Origin of the sequence: Streptacidiphilus anmyonensis (assembly GCF_000787855.1) — a bacterium.
Taxonomy (GTDB): Bacteria; Actinomycetota; Actinomycetes; order Streptomycetales; family Streptomycetaceae; genus Streptacidiphilus; species Streptacidiphilus anmyonensis.
The window spans coordinates 1-15,072 of record NZ_BBPQ01000077.1 but is presented as its reverse complement, the minus strand read 5'-3'; the positions used below and the strand labels follow the sequence as shown (position 1 = coordinate 15,072).

Here is a 15,072-nt window from a genome sequence, read left to right as displayed (position 1 = left end):
GGCCCCCACCGCCTGGTGGGGGCCCTCGCCGTACTCGCCGCGGGCGCCGGAGTCAGTCGCGCGCCGGCGGGCGGGTCATGCCGCCGTCGATGAGGTAGTCCGCGCCGGTGACGCTGCGGATCCGGCCGGAGGCGAACATCAGGGCCAGCGTGCCGATCTCCTCCGGCTCGATCATCTCGCCGGTGGACAGGCCCGCCATCTTCGGGACCATCTTCAGGAACTCCTCGGTGGTGATGCCGAGCCGCTCCGCGATGTGCGGGTTGGTCCACAGCCGGGTGCGCACCGGGCCGGGGGAGATGGTGTTCACCCGCACGCCCTGCGAGCTGTACTCGGCCGACAGCGCCTTGCCCAGGTTGGACAGGGCCGCCTTGGCGATCGAGTAGTGGCCCAGCGTCGGGTCGGCCAGGTGCGCGTTCATGGAACCGATGTTGACGATCACGCCCTTGCGCTCGACCAGGCTCGGCAGCGCGGCCCGGGTCGCCCGGATCGTGGTCATCACGTTCAGCTCGAAGGTGTGCAGCCAGGTCTCGTCCTCGATGTCGAGGAAGCCCTTGGCCAGCTTCACGCCGCCGCCCACGTTGTTGACCAGCACGTCGACGCCGCCGAACTTGTCCAGCGCGTGCTGGATCAGGGCGCTCGGGCCGTCCTTGGTCAGCAGGTCCACCTCCAGCACGTGCGGGGTGGCCTCCAGAAGCTCGGGGCTGACGGTGCGGGAACCGCCGAGCACCTCGGCGCCCGCGCCGGCCAGGGCGCGGACACAGGCGAGCCCGATCCCGCTGCCCGCGCCGGTGACCACGGCCGTCTTGCCGGCCATGTCGATCTGCATCGATCCTCCAATGGGTTGTTCGCGGTTGTCGACGGGCGGGTCAGCGCGCGCGGTGCTCGCCTTCGGTGAGGAACTGCCCGGTGGGGCCGTCGGTGGGCAGCAGCGCCACGTCCGCGACGAACCGGGCGGCCTGCTCCGGGAGCTGCTCCTGGGTGGGCATCATCCGGGTCCGCACCCGTCCCGGGTTGACCGCGTTGACGGTCACGCCGGTGCCGGCGGTCTGCTCGGCCACCAGCGTGGTCAGCCCGTTCAGGCCGCTCTTGGAGAGCGAGTAGCCGGGCGTGCGGCCGAACAGCCGCCCGCCGAACTCCGCGGTGGTGCCGCTGGAGACCACGGTGACGCTGCCGTGCCCGCGCGCCGCCATCGGCGGCACGAAGGCCTGGAGCACCCGCCAGGTGCCCAGCAGGTTGACCCGCAGCGTCTGCTCGACCAGGTCCAGCGGCACCGACAGCGGGTCGGTGCCGGCGTCGAGCAGCACCCCGGCGTTGCAGACCAGCACGTCGATCGGCCCCGCCTCGGCGGCGGCCCGCTTGACGCTGTCCTCGTCCGTCACGTCCAGCGCCAACGGGCGGGCGCCCGCCCCGAGTTCGAGAGCCGCCTCGCGGGCGTCGTCGAACCGGCGGGCGGTCAGCACCACCTGAAGGCCGCGGCCGAGCAGCTCGGCCGCGACGGCGCGGCCGATGCCCCGGTTCGCGCCGGTCACCAGCGCGGTGCGTCGTTCGGTGCTCATGCAGCTCGCTCCCCTCACCGCACACGCATGGGCAGGTGCTTGACGCTGTTCATGAAGTTGGTCTCGGGACGGACCGGCTCGCCGGTGATCTCCAGGCGCGGCAGCAGGTCGAGCACCCCGTCGAGGAAGGCGCGCAGCTCCATGGAGGCCAGGCCGTTGCCGATGCAGACGTGCGGACCGCCGCCGCCGAAGCTGACGTGCGGGTTGCGGGCGCGGCCGACGTCGAAGCGGTCCGGCTCCTCGAACGCCTCCTCGTCGCGGTTGGCGGAGCTGTACCAGAGCACCACGCGCTCCCCGGCCGCCACGGCCTGGCCGCCCACCTCGGTGTCGACCAGGGCGCGGCGGGCGAAGTGGGTCACCGGGGTGACCCAGCGCACCACCTCGGCGGTCGCGGTGCCGAGCAGCGCCTCCCGGTCGCCGCGCAGCTTCTCCAGCTGGTCGGGGTTCTCCAGCAGGGCCAGCACGCCGCCCGTCACCGAGCAGTACGTGGTCTCGCTGCCGGCCGTGATCAGCGTGGAGGCGAACAGGCCCACCTCGTCAGGGGAGAGCCGGTCCGTCAGCCCCAGCCGGCTGCCGTCCCAGCGGGCGGCCAGCAGCATCGAGAAGACGTCGTCGGTCGGCTGCGCGGCCCGGCGGTGGGCCAGGTCGATCAGGTAGTCGTAGATCTTCTGGAAGGAGTTGTCGCCCGAGCCGTTCATGCTGTCGTCGTACTCGGGGTCGCCCAGGTTGACGGTGGCCCGCGCCCAGCCGAGCATCATCGTCCGGTCCTCGGCCGGGATGTCGAGCAGCTCCAGCAGCACCGCGAAGGGCAGCTTCAGGGCCACGTCCTCGGCCAGGTCGAACTCGCCCTTGGCGACGCACTCGTCGAGCAGCTCGTCGACGATCCGGCGGATCGGCTCGGCCAGCAGGGCCAGCCGCGCGGGCGCGAAGGCCTTGAAGGTCAGCTTGCGGACGCGGGTGTGCTCGGGGGCGTCCTGGAAGGTGATGATCGGCGGGCTCGGGTCCACCTTGCGCACCGAGGTCATCGTGGTGGGGCTGGAGGAGAAGCGGGCCACGTCGCGCGAGACGGACGAGACGTCGCGGTGCTTGACCACGTACCAGAAGCGCTCGCCGTCGTCGTCGGTGCCGGGCAGCAGGCCGGGGAGCGCGCGCAGCTGCCGGAAGTAGTCGTGCGGAACCCCGTCGGCGAAGGAGCGCGGATCCATCAGGTCGAGTTCGGTGAAGGTCATCTGCCGCCCTTTCGCGACGGTCGACGGTCGTGGGAGGCGGCTGGGGGTCAGCCGCCCGCGCAGCACTCGGCGAAGGCGAGCTCGTAGCGGATGCCCTGGGCGAAGTGGTCCTTGAGCACCTGCCGGTCGCGCGCGGAGCAGGTCTCGCCGAACCGGTCGGTCAGGTCCAGGAACGCCTGGACGGCGTAGCGGTAGCCGTCCCCCGGGTGGTAGACGGTGATCCACTGCGTGTACCGGCTGTCCGGCACGACGTGGTCCCGCAGGTGGTCGCTGACCTCGGCGTTGAACCAGACCATCGGCAGCAGCGCGCCCACGCCGGCGGCGTAGGAGGTCGCGCTCGCGGCGCCGAAGAAGAAGGCGTGCGCGGCCGTCGCCGGGAGGGCCTCGGTGTTCCCGGCGAGCAGCGGCAGGTCCAGCTCCGGGATCAGCTGCCGGTAGGCGGCCCGCAGCCCGTCCCTGGCCTCCAGGGTGCCGACGACGGACTGGCCGAACAGCTGCGCGTCCCCGTCCTCGGGGGCCGCGGCCGCGCAGCGCGCCAGCGCGCGGGCGTAGGCGGGCAGCAGGTGGCCGGAGTCCTGTTCGACGAAGCGGGCCAGCGCGGTCGCGGGCAGGCCGCCCTCGCGCAGACCGGTCCAGAACCGGTGCCGCAGCACGCTGTCGCGCACCGGCGCGGCCAGCTCCAGCAGCTCCTTGTGCAGCGGGGTGTCCGTGGTCTCGGTGGTCATGGCGGGCTACTCCTCCCGGCCGTGGCCGCGGTAGCTGCGGTGCCCCTCGGCCATCTTGTTCTTGACCGCGGGCAGGTGGTTGACGACGCGCATCGCGGTGCGCAGCAGGCCCAGCAGGGCGCGCCCGATGACCGGCGCGCTGGGGCCGGAGCCGCCGCCGGAGCGCGCGGACTTGCGGACCGCGTCGAAGGCGTAGTCGATCATCGTGGTCTCGTACTGCCGGATCGCGTCCAGCAGCGGCAGCTCGCCGTCGCGGGCCTGGACCAGCCTGCGGCAGAGCAGGCGCGCGTCGCGCAGCGCGGTGTTCGCGCCGACGCCGCGGCCCGGCGTCATGGTGTGGATCGCGTCGCCGAGCAGCGTGATCCGGGTGGTCTCCCACTGTGGGATCGGCACCGAGGTGCGGATGTTGATGGGGAAGCAGCTGTTCGGGTCGGCCAGCGCGAACAGGCGGCGGAAGTCCGGGTGCCAGTCGGTGGTCCGTTCCGCGACCAGCCGGTACAGGTCCGGGCTCTTCATCTCCATCACGTTCGCCGGCAGCTGGCGGGACTGGGTGACCAGGCCCCAGTCGACGTAGTCCCGTGAGTTGTCGTAGGTGAGGCCCGGCCACGCCTCCAGCAGCTCCGTGTCGGCGGAGCCGATGCCGGTCTTGGGCCGACCGCCCTCGTCCCAGGGGAACTCCATGACGTGGAAGATGCAGAAGTAGGCGTGCGGGGCGTAGACCATCGAGATGCCGCGCTGCATCTTCGGCGTGAGCAGCGCCCGGGTCTCCGGCGTCAGCGGCACCTTGCCGGTGATGCCGATCGGCCCGAGGGGCTTGAGCTCCGCGTGCGGCAGGTACTGGCGGCGCACCCGCGAGTTGCTGCCGTCGGCGGCGACCAGGACCGTGCCCGTCGCCGAGGTGCCGTCCTCGAAGTGCGCGGTGACCCGCCCGTCCGGCTCCTCGGTGTAGTGGGTGAAGACCTTGCCGAACGACACCACGTCCTCGACGCCGGTCAGCAGCACCTGCCGCAGCGTCATCCGGGAGACGGACTTCTCGCTGTCGACCGGGTCCGGGTCGTCGGAGGTGAAGCCGCCGACGGAGAGCAGTTCGCCGCGCTTCTCGGTGAGGAAGTTGACGTACTCGGGCGCCTTCGCGCAGGTCGCCACGAAGGTGTCGTAGAGCTCGGGCGGCAGGCAGTCGCGCAGCGCCCGGCTGCCGTCGGGGTCGATGCCGACGCGATAGCCGTGCAGGCCGTCGGCGCGGGTGGCGTCCCGCTCGAAGACCTGCACGTCGATACCGGCGCGCCGCAGCCCGTGGGCCAGACACAGGCCGCCGGTCCCGGCGCCGATGACGAGGACGCGGAGCTCCGCGTCCGGGGTGGGCTGCGGCATGGATCGGCTCCTCGGGGTCCTCAGGTCACGGCTGGGCGGTCGGGGGCGTGGTGGGCGCGGGCAGCGCGGCGAGGGCCTCGTGGATCATCACGGCGGCCTGCCGGTTGCCCTCGTCGGTCAGGTGGAAGTGGTCGGAGAAGGCGAAGCCCTCGAACCGGTCGGCGGAGATGTCGGTGAACGGCACGCCGAGCTCGCCGCAGCCCTTGGCCACCAGCTCCGCGAAGCGGCCCCAGTGGTGCTCGAAGGGGCGGTTCTTCTCCTGGCCGAACATCGGCATGTGGAAGTCGAAGTGCTCCATCTCCTCCGCGCTGAGCCGGCGGCTGCGCGGGGTCGCGAACGGCTGGAGCGCGAACAGCAGCCGCGCGTCCGGCCGGGCCAGCCGCCGCACCGCCGACAGGTTGCGCACCTGCCGCGCGGCGGCGGCCTCCACGCGCTCCACCACGTCGGCGAAGTCCGGCCGGTCGGCCGCGTCGGGCTTCGGCGCGGGCTGCGGCCGCCAGTCGGGGTCCGCCCCGGTGGCGACGGCGGCCAGCTGGAACAGCGGGATCGACGTCAGCGAGGTCAGCGTGCCCTCGAAGAAGAGCGGACCCCAGGCGCTGAACGGCGTCCAGGAGGCCAGCGAGGTCCAGTAGTCGCCGGCGCCGCTGAAGACCACGACCGTGTCGGCCAGGTCCAGGTACGGCAGCCCCGCGACCACCTCCTGCACCGAGTTCCCGCCCACCACGCCGAGGTTGAGCTGCCGGTCGCCGCGCAGCAGGGCCAGGTGGGAGGCGACGGTGCCGTGGTCGCAGGTGGCGGCCATGCCGAAGGCGGTGGAGTTGCCCAGCACGACGCCGCCGCCCCCCGCGGCCCGCCAGCCGGGACCGTCGACGGAACCGAACCGGGAGTCCGCGTGACGGAACCCCTCCTCGTCCGTGTTGATGGCCTCGGAACGGTGGTTGCGGGCCAGCGCGTAGCCGAGATAGGGGTGCAGATGCAGATCGATGTCGTACCGCTCGAACATCACCCCGCCCCGGTGGCGGATGGCGAATGACTCGTGGTCGGACACTTCCTTGGCCATGCCGGAACCCCCTTCGACTCGCCGACGAGTCGAGCCTGTCATCGGGGAGCGGAGCCCGGCTTGAGTCCGACTGGACGGCCCGCCGCCTTCTCGGTCGTGACCAGCAGTTCCAGCTCGGTGACCACCTCGGCGGGGGAGGGCTGGAGCTTCGACTCGGCGGCGAGCTCACGGGCCCGCGCGGCGTGGCCGGGCTCGTCCAGCAGCGCGGCCAGCCGCTCGCGCACCAGCTCCGGCCGCCCCTGCGCCTCGGCGGCCGGCACGACCAGCCCCGCGCCCACCTCCGCGAGCCGCGCGGAGTGCCGCACGTGGTCCGGCAGCCGGGGCAGCAGCAGCTGCGGCACTCCGGCGGCGACGGCGGTGAGGATGCTCGCGGCCCCGCCGTGGGCGACGACGGCGTCGCACCCGGGCAGCACCTGGTGCAGCGCGCCGTCGCTCACCACCCGCGTCCACGGCGGCAGTTCACCCAGCAGCGGCGCCTGCTCGGCGGTCACCGCGAGCACCACGGAGGTCTCCGGGCCCGCGACGGCGCGGGCCACCTCCCCGGCCAGGTGCAGCGACGGGTCGAGCCGGTCCAGCGTCGTCCCCCAGGTCACCGCCACGCGCCTGCGGGAGCCGAGCGGCGCGAGCGGCGGGACGGTCCGCCCGTGCGGGCTCGACGGCACGTACCGCATCGGCAGCCGCCGTGAGGCGGTGGGCAGTTGCAGCGAGCCGGGGCACGGGTCGACGGTGGCGACCCCGAAGGGGTCCACCTCGCCCAGCCCGAGCCGCTCCGCGACGGGCTCCAGCACGGCCGGCAGGAAGTTCCGCGCGGCGGGCGCGCCCAGCAGGTCCGTCCCGTACAGGTGCCGCACGGCCGGCACGCCCGCGGCGGCGGCCGCGATCGGCCCCGCGAAGGCGGTCGGGTCGTGCACCACGAGATCCGCCCGCCAGCCGCCGACGAGGTCGGCGAGGTCCTCGGCCATCGCCTCGGTGAGCGCGCCGATCAGCTTCAGCACGCGGGGTCCGCCGCCTCCCGCCCCCGGCGGGGCGGACACGATCTCCCGGAACGCCGCCACGGCGTCCACGTCCCGGCCCACCACCGCATACGGCAACCCGCTCGCCGCGGCGAGGCCCCCCAGGGCGGGCGGCACCGCGACGGCCACCTCGTGCCCCGCGGCCCGCGCCGCCCACGCCAACGGCACCATCGCATGCAGGTGCGTCGGCCAAGCCCAACACGTGAACACCATCCGCATGCGGCCCATGTGAGCAGCAACCACTTGGCAGGGACTTGAATGGCACTATCAAGGGGCGCGAGGAACGGCGCGAGCAACCACCGGCGTGCGGATGGCCCTGCGCGTTGAGGACCATCCGCACATCAGTGGCTTGTCGCGCAGTTCCCCGCGCCCCTGGGTGGTTGCAACCGAGGCGAGTGCCTTCTAGTGCACCTTCGCGTCCCAGTCGATGCGGTGGGCGAACTGCCAGGCGAAGCGGTCCGGCTTGGCGAACTTGATCATCATCGGGAAGATCGTGTCCCGGATGACCCGCCCCATCGGCCCTGCCGCCTTGTGGCTGTTGGTCCGCGCCGCGTTCTGGATGATCCGCTCCACCCGCGGGCGGCGGATCGACTCGTAGGTGCGGAAGGCCTGCGCGATCGGCTGGTCCCGCAGGCAGCGGGCCAGTTCGACGGCGCTCTCCGCGGCGACGGAGACGCCCTGGCCGGAGCTGGGCGAGGTCGCGTGCGCGGAGTCGCCGACCAGGACCATGCGCCCGCGGCTCCAGTGCGGGACGGTGGGCATGTCCTGCAGGCCGCCCACGATGATCAGGTCCTCGGGACGGGCGTGCGCCAGGATCGCGGGGGCGGGCGTGCGGTCCTCCGCGAAGATCTTTCGGAGGCGGCGCAGCCACTCCTCCGCGCCGATGGCCTGCGCCTCGGCGTGCCAGATCGGCTCCGTCCGCGGCAGGTTGGCGAACCAGCCGACGCTGCCGTCCTGGTAGACCTGGTAGGCGAAGAACGCCTGCTTGCCGAAGATCATGAACATGATGCCGGTGTCGCCCAGCGGGACCCCGGAGATGCGGCCGCGCGGGCGGCCGCCGATGCCGACCAGGCCGGTGTAGCGGGGGCCGGGAGCGCTCGGGTCGATCAGCCCGCGCACGACGGAGCGGATGCCGTCCGCGCCGATGAGGATGTCGGCCCGGGCGGTGCTGCCGTCCTCGAAGACCGCGTTGACGCCGTCGCCGTACTCCTCGGCGGTGACCAGGCGCTTGCCCGTCTCGTAGCGGATGCCCTGGGCCTGCGCGGCCTCGCGCAGCACGCGGGAGAGATCGTGGCGCCAGACGGTCTGCGTCGGGTCGAGGCCGGGCATGGTGCCGAACTCGGCCAGCCGCTTGCCCGTCCAGCTCTGCAGGACCATCGACTTGACGGAGATGCCGATGCCGCGGACGGCGTCGCCCGCGCCGACGACGTCGAGCGCGCTGATGCCGTTGGAGGCGATGCCGAGCATGCCGCCGACGCCGTCGTCGCCGCCGCTGTAGGCCTCGTACACGGTGGCCTGGATGCCCGCGCGGCGCAGCGCGAGCGCGGTGACCGGGCCGGCGATGCCGCCCCCGACGACGAGGGCGCTGCGTGCGGTGGTGTCAGTCATGACGAACTCCTGTTCAAGGATCCGGGATTGTTCTTGGTAATCGCGTACGTTTTCGGTCCGATCGGCACTGCCCCGGCTATCCTTGGGTCGCCACCTCGTGGTCGGGGCTGTGCGAGCGGTTCCGCGTCGAGGACGTGGACCCTGGTCCGGTGTTCCCGCACCTGACCAGGGGTCCCGCTGGTCTTTCGGCTACTCCGCCGGTATCTCCGCCCCGCCGAGCTCGGCGAGCTCGAGCAGTTCGGGCGGGATCTGTCCGGTTCTGTGGAACGACTGCCATTCGGCCATGCCGGGCAGCGAGCCGTCCGCCAGCTCCCGCAGCAGCGAGGTGACCCAGGCGGCCTCCGCCTCGCGCAGTGCGAGCTGGTACTCCGATTCGATCAGGAAGAGTCGCGGCACCTCCGTCGCGTCGGCGTCGAGCCGGGCCCGATCCGCCGCGACCTCCGCGTTCAGCCGCAGCAGCCGCAGCTCCAACAGCCCGGTCGCCTCCTGCGGCGAGAGGACCTGGAGCTCGGAGAGGCCGGCCGCGAAGTGCGGATGCTCCGCCTCCGGGACCGCCACCAGCTCGCGGATCCAGTCCTCCAGCTCCGCGCGCCCCTCGGCGGTGATCTCGTACACCGTCCGCTCCGGGCGGCCCCCTTGACGCGTGCTCAGGGCCGCTTCGAGCAGGCCGTGTTTTACCAGGTTGCGTACGACCGTGTAGAGCGAGCCCCACTTGATCGTCATGTCCTGGTCCTTGCCCCGGGCGCGCAGTACCGAGGCCATCTCGTACGGGTGCATAGGCCGCTGGAAGGCAGCGGAGAGCAGTGCGAGCGCCAACAGATTCCCGACCTTGCGTTGCTTAGCCATCGATCCACCCCGCTTTCCGGTGCTCGTCTACGAGCATACGCAGGCGAGTAGTAACAAGCAACCTAGTTTCGTTGTGACTATCAGCTTGGCCGAAGGGAACCCCATGACCGTGACCGACACCCGGAAACTGACCGTGCTGGCGCTCGACCGGCTCGCCGACGGGGTGCTCGGCCTGAGCCTCGCGGACCCGGCCGGTCTGCCCCTGCCCGCGTGGACCCCCGGCGCCCATGTCGACCTCCACCTCGGCAACGGGCTGATCCGCCAGTACTCCCTGTGCGGCGACCCGGCCGAGAACGACCGCTACCGCGTCGCCGTGCTGCGCGAGCCGAACGGCCGCGGCGGCTCCGCCTGGATCCACGACCACCTGACCGTCGGCGAGACCCTCCAGGTCAGCGCACCCCGCAACAACTTCGCCCTGGAGCCCTCGCCCGCGCTGCTGCTGATCGCCGGCGGCATCGGCATCACGCCGCTGCTGCCGATGATCGCCGCCGCCGAGGCGGCCGGCACCGACTGGCGCCTGCTCTACGGCGGCCGGGCCCGCTCCTCGATGGCCTTCCGCGACGAACTGGCCCGCCACGGCGAGCGGGTGACCGTCGTGACGGAGGAGGAGTCCGGCCTGCTCGACCTCGACGCGGCGCTCAGCGAGCCGCTCGCCGACACCCTCGTCTACTGCTGCGGCCCCGAGGGCCTCCTGGACGCGGTCACCGCCCGGACGGCCGGCTGGCCCGACGCCGGGGCGAGCCTGCGACTGGAACGGTTCCACGCCAAGGCCCCCGCCGAGGCCGGGGAGGCCGGTCCGGACGGCCCGATCGAGGTCGAACTCGCCCGTAGCGGACGGACCGTGACCGTCCCGGCGGACCGCAGCATCCTCGAGGTGCTGGAGGACGAGGACGTCGACGACTGCTTCTCCTCCTGCCGCGAGGGCACCTGCGGCACCTGCGAGACCGACGTCCTGGGCGGAGAACCCGACCACCGGGACAGCGTCCTGTCCCCGGCCGACCGCGCGTCCGGCCGGACCATGCTGATCTGTGTCTCCCGAGCCCGCACACCGCGTCTGGTCCTCGACCTCTGACGCGGCCTCCCGGACTCGTCCGGCCGCCGACGGCCCCCCACGGGCCGCGGCGGCGGACGGGTTCCCTCGCGTCCTCAGAACCCCACGTCCAGACGTACGTGCTCGGGCAGTTCCAAAGGCCGGTCCAGAGGATGACGGAACGTCAGACTGTCCTGACGCCCGTTCTCCTGCGGTCCGTCGACGGGAGCGAAGTCGACCGAGGGCCAGAAGTCCGCCACCCGGTGGTTGCGCGAGGTCGCCCGGTAGGAGGCGGTCACCTCCGCCAGGCCCTCCGCCTTGGCGTGGTCCAGCGCCGCCGCCACCACCGCCCGCTCGATGCCGCGCCCGAGCACCCGGCAGCTCAGCAGCAGGTTCTCCACCCGCAGCCCGCCCTGCCCGCGGCGCGCGAACAGCGCGCCGACGACCCCGTCGTCCCCGAAGCGGTCCGAGGAGCGCACCGTCAGCACCAGACGCGCCGGGTCCTCCGTCATCGACCGCACCTCGGCGGCCGTGAGTCTCTGCGTGGTGAGGTTGAACTGGTTGGTCCGCTGCGTCAGTTGGGCCAGGCGGCCGACGTCGCCCAGGTGCGCCCGGTCCACCGAGACCCGCACGCCCAACTGCCGCAGGTACTCCTCGACCGACGTCGCCGCCTCTCTCAGGTCCGAGCGGGCCGCCTCCACCCGGTAGCGGGCGGTGCGCTCCCGGTCCGCCTCGGTCAGCTCCAGGGTGTCGAACCACCCGTCGGCGAGCAGCAGTCCGGGCGCGAGCGCGGGCTCGGCGCCCAGCGGCACCACCGCGACCTGCGGCAGCGCCGCGGCGACCAGTCCGGTCTCGAACGCGGAGTCGTCGGCGAAGACGAAGCTGTCCAGCCCGAGCCCCAGCCGCTCCGCGATCTCCTCCAGGCCTTTGTTCTTCGGAGCCCAGTCCGCCTGCACGGCCACGAAGTCCGCCTCCCGCAGCTGCATGTCCGGGTGGTCGCGCAGCACCTCCAGCACCGGCCCCCGGTCGTTCTTGCTGCACACCGCGAGCAGCACCCCCTGCGAGCCGAGCTGCCGGGCCAGCCGCTGCACCCGCCCGAAGGCCTCGCCCCGAAGGGTCGTGCGCGCCGCGATCCCCTCCGCGCCGTCCTCGCCGAGCACGCCGTCCCACAGCGTGTTGTCGAGGTCCAGTACCAGCACCTTCCTCGTGCGACCGGTCAGCGCGCGGGCCAGATGCCCGACCTCGCGGGCGACACGGGCCAGCAGCTCCTCGCCCAGCTCCTCGCCCGCGTACGCGGCCAGGCGCGGATCGCACAGCGGACCGCCCTCGGCCAGCAGCACGTCCAGGTCGAGCACGACCACCCGCTCCGACTCCGCCCCCAGCCCCAGCAGGCGGGAGTTGAGGCCGTGCCAGGCCGCGCCGAGCGCCGCGCGCGAGCGCAGGTCGACCAGCCGGTGGGTGTACAGGCGGGTCAGCGGCAGCGTGTTCAGCACCAGCGTGGCCCGCGATCCGGACAGGAACCCCCGGACCAGGGCCTCGATCTCCGCGCCCGTCGCCGCCACGGCCTCGACGGCGTCGGCCGCGCTCCAGACCGCCGGCAGGCGGTCGAAGACCACGGAGGCGTCCAGCAGCACCAGGGCGAGGTCGGTCTCCGGAGCGTGCGGAACGCCGGCGGGGTCGCGCAGGTCGACCTGCCAGGTGTCGTAGTCGGCGACCGCCAGACGCGGCAGCAGCCCGTGGCGGGCGAACTCGGCGCACAGCGAGGGCGCCAGCGCGCCCAGCGTGCCGCTGCCGGTGACCGCGACCGAGACCGCCGGGGTGTCCGGCCGGTGCGCGAGCACGTCCTCGGGGTCCAGACGCGCCAGCAGGCGCCCGGCCTTGGCCAGCGCCGGATCACCGGCGCCGAGCGGGGCGAGCAGCCGGTGCAGCCCGGGGTACTCGGCCGCGAGCCGCCCGCCCGCGTGCAGGGAGCGCAGCCGCTCCAGCGCCTCGTCGCCCGTGCTCGACCCGGTCATGCCGCACGTCCTCTCTCGTCGCGGCCCTGCTCGTCGCAGTCCCGCCGCTGAAGGCCCTGTCCCTGGCGGCTCTGTTCCTGGCGGCTTTGTTCCTGGCGGTCCTGTCCGTGGCGGCTCTGCCGGTCGCGGCCCTGTTGCTCTCGGTCCTGCAGTTGGAAGTAGGCGGGGGCGAGGACGCGCAGCTTCAGCGCCGCGCTGCGGTCCACGGCGCGGTACAGGGCCCGCCGCCCGGCCGCCGCGAGCGGGCGGTGAAGCGCGAACAGCCGCTCCTGCCGCAGCTGGAGCGCCCGGGAGCGGGCGACCAGCGGCTCGCGCTCGCGCTGGAAGGCGAGCAGCGCCTCGCCGACGGCCGCACCGGCCGGATCGGCGTCGACCAGCGGCGCGATCAGCGGCGCGAGCGTGACGGCGTCCGCCAGCGCGTGGTTGACGCCCTGCCCGAGGATCGGCGAGAGCGTGTGGGCCGCGTCGCCGACCAGCGCCAGCCCCGGGCGGGACCAGCGCGGCACGACGGTGGTGAACAGGTCCAGCACGCTGGTGTCGCCCCACTCCTGCACACCCGCCCGGACCAGGTCGGAGAGCTCCGGCGCCAGCGCGTCCAGCCGCTCGTGCAGGCCCGCGACGCCCTCGGCGCGCAGCTTCCTGACGCCGCCCTTGGGGATGTTCAGCCCCACCCGGACGTCGTCGGGGTGGGTCGGCAGGAAGAGCGCGTGCCGTCCGGCGTCGATCCGGATCCGGTAGGTCGCCGCGTCCCAGACCTCGGGACGCGGCAGCCGCAGCCACACCACGTCCCGGCCCAGCGGGGTCTTCTCGGCGGTCAGGCCCGACAGGTCCCTGATCCGGCTGTAGCGGCCGTCCGCGGCGACGCTCAGCGCCGCCCGCATCTCGAACCGACCGTCAGGCCCCTGGCAGTGGACGCCCGTCACCCGGTCCGCGCCCAGCAGCCCGACGGCCGTGACCCGGTGCAGCAGCCGGAAGCCCCGGTGCCGCCGGCACTCCGCCGCGAGCTCGGCGAGCAGCACCGACTGCGGCAGCTCGACGGGCGAGCGCTGCGGGTAGGGGAAGTCGGAGAAGTCGGCGCGCAGCACCGTCCGCCCTGCGTCGGTGATCTCCAGGGCGCGCATCTCCAGGCAGGAGCCGCGCAGCCGGTCGAACAGGCCCATCCGGCGCAGCAGCCACACCGAGTCGGGGGAGAGCGACTCCCCGCGGAACGTCCGCGCGAAGTCCGCGCGCTGCTCCAGCACGGTGACCCGGACCCCGCGCCGGACCAGCTCCAGAGCCAGGGTCAGCCCCGCGGGCCCGGCTCCGACGATGCAGACGTCGGTGGTTGCGTCCGCCATCGTTCGCACTCCTTCCTTGCCCCCTGCCCCGCGGCCCACTCTCTCCGTGCTCGGTCCAGTCCGGCTTGAGCGCGGCTGTCACGCTGCGGTTTCGGCTGCGTCCCGCCTCTTGCGCCGACCGCGCCGGTTGGTGGAAAGCTAGGCCGGGGCGTGCGGGGGAAGGCTCCGGGGGTGAGGGACTCGATGAGCGGCAGAGTGAGAGTGAGCCCGGCCACCGCCGAGGAGATCGACGCGGCGATGGCGGTCTGGCAGCACTCGCACATGATCCGGCGCAACGGCCGCCCGCTCGCGCGGGCGCACGTGCGCTCCGCGTACGCGCGGATGGCCGCGCCGGGAGCGAAGCTGCTGCTCGCGCGCGAGGACGGCCGCGCGGAGGACGGCGGCCCCGGCATCATCGGCACGATCCTGGGCCTCCAGGGCCTGCAGGACGACGGCGCGGGCGCGCCCCAACCGGGGCTGCTGCACCTCAGTCTGCTCAGCGTCGCCCCGGACCGCTGGGGCCAGCACGTCGGCCGCAGCCTGCTCGACGGCGTCGTCGCCGACGGCCGCGAACGCGGCTACACCGAGGCCCAACTGTGGACCCACGCGGACAACCTGCGCGCCAACCGCCTCTACCGCGCCCTCGGCTTCCGCCGCACCGGCCGCGTCAAGATCGACGACTGGGGCGAGCTCCTCGTCCACTACCGAAGACCGCTGACCGACTCCTGACTGCCCGTAGAGCCGGGGCGAGGACCTCCGCCCTCGCCCGCCCGAACCGAAGCCCTTCCCCCGCCGCGGGCGCGTCGGCTGCGGAACCGACCCGCGCCGGCATAGGCCCCCCCTGGGCGCCCCCGGCAGGCCCGCCCGAACCGAAGCCCCGTCCGGCGGATCCTCCCGGGCCAGGACCGCGCATCCGAGGCCGCCGACCCGTGCGCGGCCGCGTCCGGGCCGATGGGGCCGAGGCCGGCCGGCCGGGAGGGCTACGCGGGCCGTGGCGGGCGAACCTGGCGGGGGACGGCGGCCGGGGCCGTCTCCGCGTACTCGCGGACCGCGCTGGTGCGGGAGACGACGCGGCCGGCGTGCAGGACGACGCGGCTGTGGCCGCCGCTCAGCGCGGCGAGGAGGCTGTCGCCGCGCAGGGCCAGCAGGTCGCCGGGGTGTCCGGCCTCGACCGCCGGGCGCGGCAGGCCGAGGAGCGCCCGCGCGCCCGGCCCGACCGCGTCGAAGGCCGCCGGCACGGACAGGCCCGCCTGCGCGCTCAGCAGGAACGCCGCCTCGACCGGGTCCGCGCGGCCCACAGGAC

The 15,072-nt window shown here is 73.7% G+C and carries 13 protein-coding genes and 1 pseudogene; 2 read left to right on the top strand and 12 right to left on the bottom strand.

Going from position 1 to position 15,072, the window contains the following annotated elements:
• Positions 1–52: 52 nt before the first annotated feature.
• The 9 genes from TR50_RS36405 to TR50_RS36365 all read right to left on the bottom strand — a co-directional run bounded on the left by TR50_RS36405 (position 53) and on the right by TR50_RS36365 (position 9,408).
• Positions 53–826, bottom strand: coding sequence for an SDR family NAD(P)-dependent oxidoreductase (locus TR50_RS36405; protein WP_042432517.1), 774 nt, complete (start codon positions 824–826; stop codon positions 53–55).
• Between the two features lie 40 nt (positions 827–866).
• Positions 867–1,556 carry an SDR family NAD(P)-dependent oxidoreductase gene (locus tag TR50_RS36400; RefSeq protein WP_042432514.1) on the bottom strand — a complete coding sequence of 230 codons (690 nt, stop codon included), beginning with the start codon at positions 1,554–1,556 and terminating at the stop codon, positions 867–869.
• 14 nt (positions 1,557–1,570) lie between these two features.
• A complete protein-coding gene (locus tag TR50_RS36395) occupies positions 1,571–2,785 on the bottom strand; it encodes a cytochrome P450 (RefSeq protein WP_042432511.1) in 1,215 nt (404 codons plus the stop codon).
• A gap of 47 nt (positions 2,786–2,832) precedes the next feature.
• Complete coding sequence (locus TR50_RS36390; protein WP_042432509.1) at positions 2,833–3,510, bottom strand: TenA family protein; 678 nt, start codon at positions 3,508–3,510, stop codon at positions 2,833–2,835.
• 6 nt (positions 3,511–3,516) lie between these two features.
• Positions 3,517–4,881 carry an FAD-dependent oxidoreductase gene (locus tag TR50_RS36385; protein ID WP_042432506.1) on the bottom strand — a complete coding sequence of 455 codons (1,365 nt, stop codon included), beginning with the start codon at positions 4,879–4,881 and terminating at the stop codon, positions 3,517–3,519.
• A gap of 25 nt (positions 4,882–4,906) precedes the next feature.
• Positions 4,907–5,941 carry a hypothetical protein gene (locus TR50_RS36380; protein ID WP_152648835.1) on the bottom strand — a complete coding sequence of 345 codons (1,035 nt, stop codon included), beginning with the start codon at positions 5,939–5,941 and terminating at the stop codon, positions 4,907–4,909.
• A gap of 38 nt (positions 5,942–5,979) precedes the next feature.
• Complete coding sequence (locus TR50_RS36375; RefSeq protein ID WP_201776923.1) at positions 5,980–7,125, bottom strand: nucleotide disphospho-sugar-binding domain-containing protein; 1,146 nt, start codon at positions 7,123–7,125, stop codon at positions 5,980–5,982.
• 231 nt (positions 7,126–7,356) lie between these two features.
• Entirely contained in the window at positions 7,357–8,562 is a 1,206-nt protein-coding gene (locus TR50_RS36370; protein WP_042432496.1) for an FAD-dependent oxidoreductase, read from the bottom strand.
• Between the two features lie 189 nt (positions 8,563–8,751).
• On the bottom strand, positions 8,752–9,408 hold the full coding sequence (locus tag TR50_RS36365; protein WP_042432494.1) for a PadR family transcriptional regulator: 657 nt from the start codon (positions 9,406–9,408) through the stop codon (positions 8,752–8,754).
• Positions 9,409–9,511: 103 nt separating this feature from the next.
• Between TR50_RS36365 and TR50_RS36360 the strand changes: the two genes are divergently transcribed.
• Positions 9,512–10,480: a PDR/VanB family oxidoreductase gene (locus TR50_RS36360; protein ID WP_042432491.1), complete on the top strand. Its 969-nt coding sequence runs from the start codon at positions 9,512–9,514 to the stop codon at positions 10,478–10,480.
• A gap of 74 nt (positions 10,481–10,554) precedes the next feature.
• On the opposite strand, the gene TR50_RS36355 is transcribed toward TR50_RS36360, so the two are convergent.
• A complete protein-coding gene (locus TR50_RS36355) occupies positions 10,555–12,453 on the bottom strand; it encodes an HAD-IIIC family phosphatase (RefSeq protein WP_042432488.1) in 1,899 nt (632 codons plus the stop codon).
• On the bottom strand, positions 12,450–13,790 hold the full coding sequence (locus TR50_RS36350; protein ID WP_063775216.1) for an FAD-dependent oxidoreductase: 1,341 nt from the start codon (positions 13,788–13,790) through the stop codon (positions 12,450–12,452). The genes TR50_RS36355 and TR50_RS36350 overlap by 4 nt, the downstream gene beginning before the upstream one ends.
• 183 nt (positions 13,791–13,973) lie before the next feature.
• On the opposite strand from TR50_RS36350, the gene TR50_RS43285 reads away from it, so the two are divergent.
• Positions 13,974–14,498 (top strand): GNAT family N-acetyltransferase, encoded by a 525-nt coding sequence (locus TR50_RS43285; protein WP_084701609.1) that lies wholly within the window; start codon positions 13,974–13,976, stop codon positions 14,496–14,498.
• 251 nt (positions 14,499–14,749) lie between these two features.
• On the opposite strand, the pseudogene TR50_RS47330 reads toward TR50_RS43285, so the two are convergent.
• Positions 14,750–15,072 (bottom strand): annotated as a pseudogene (locus TR50_RS47330) (hydrolase); the annotation flags it as partial.

Bases quoted from the DNA above. Each gene is read 5' to 3' on its own strand.
- TR50_RS36405 (WP_042432517.1), bottom strand. From the start codon at position 826: ATGCAGATCGACATGGCCGGCAAGACGGCCGTGGTCACCGGCGCGGGC.
- TR50_RS36400 (WP_042432514.1), bottom strand. From the start codon at position 1,556: ATGAGCACCGAACGACGCACCGCGCTGGTGACCGGCGCGAACCGGGGC.
- TR50_RS36395 (WP_042432511.1), bottom strand. From the start codon at position 2,785: ATGACCTTCACCGAACTCGACCTGATGGATCCGCGCTCCTTCGCCGAC.
- TR50_RS36390 (WP_042432509.1), bottom strand. From the start codon at position 3,510: ATGACCACCGAGACCACGGACACCCCGCTGCACAAGGAGCTGCTGGAG.
- TR50_RS36385 (WP_042432506.1), bottom strand. From the start codon at position 4,881: ATGCCGCAGCCCACCCCGGACGCGGAGCTCCGCGTCCTCGTCATCGGC.
- TR50_RS36380 (WP_152648835.1), bottom strand. From the start codon at position 5,941: ATGGCCAAGGAAGTGTCCGACCACGAGTCATTCGCCATCCGCCACCGG.
- TR50_RS36375 (WP_201776923.1), bottom strand. From the start codon at position 7,125: ATGGTGCCGTTGGCGTGGGCGGCGCGGGCCGCGGGGCACGAGGTGGCC.
- TR50_RS36370 (WP_042432496.1), bottom strand. From the start codon at position 8,562: ATGACTGACACCACCGCACGCAGCGCCCTCGTCGTCGGGGGCGGCATC.
- TR50_RS36365 (WP_042432494.1), bottom strand. From the start codon at position 9,408: ATGGCTAAGCAACGCAAGGTCGGGAATCTGTTGGCGCTCGCACTGCTC.
- TR50_RS36360 (WP_042432491.1), top strand. From the start codon at position 9,512: ATGACCGTGACCGACACCCGGAAACTGACCGTGCTGGCGCTCGACCGG.
- TR50_RS36355 (WP_042432488.1), bottom strand. From the start codon at position 12,453: ATGACCGGGTCGAGCACGGGCGACGAGGCGCTGGAGCGGCTGCGCTCC.
- TR50_RS36350 (WP_063775216.1), bottom strand. From the start codon at position 13,790: ATGGCGGACGCAACCACCGACGTCTGCATCGTCGGAGCCGGGCCCGCG.
- TR50_RS43285 (WP_084701609.1), top strand. From the start codon at position 13,974: ATGAGCGGCAGAGTGAGAGTGAGCCCGGCCACCGCCGAGGAGATCGAC.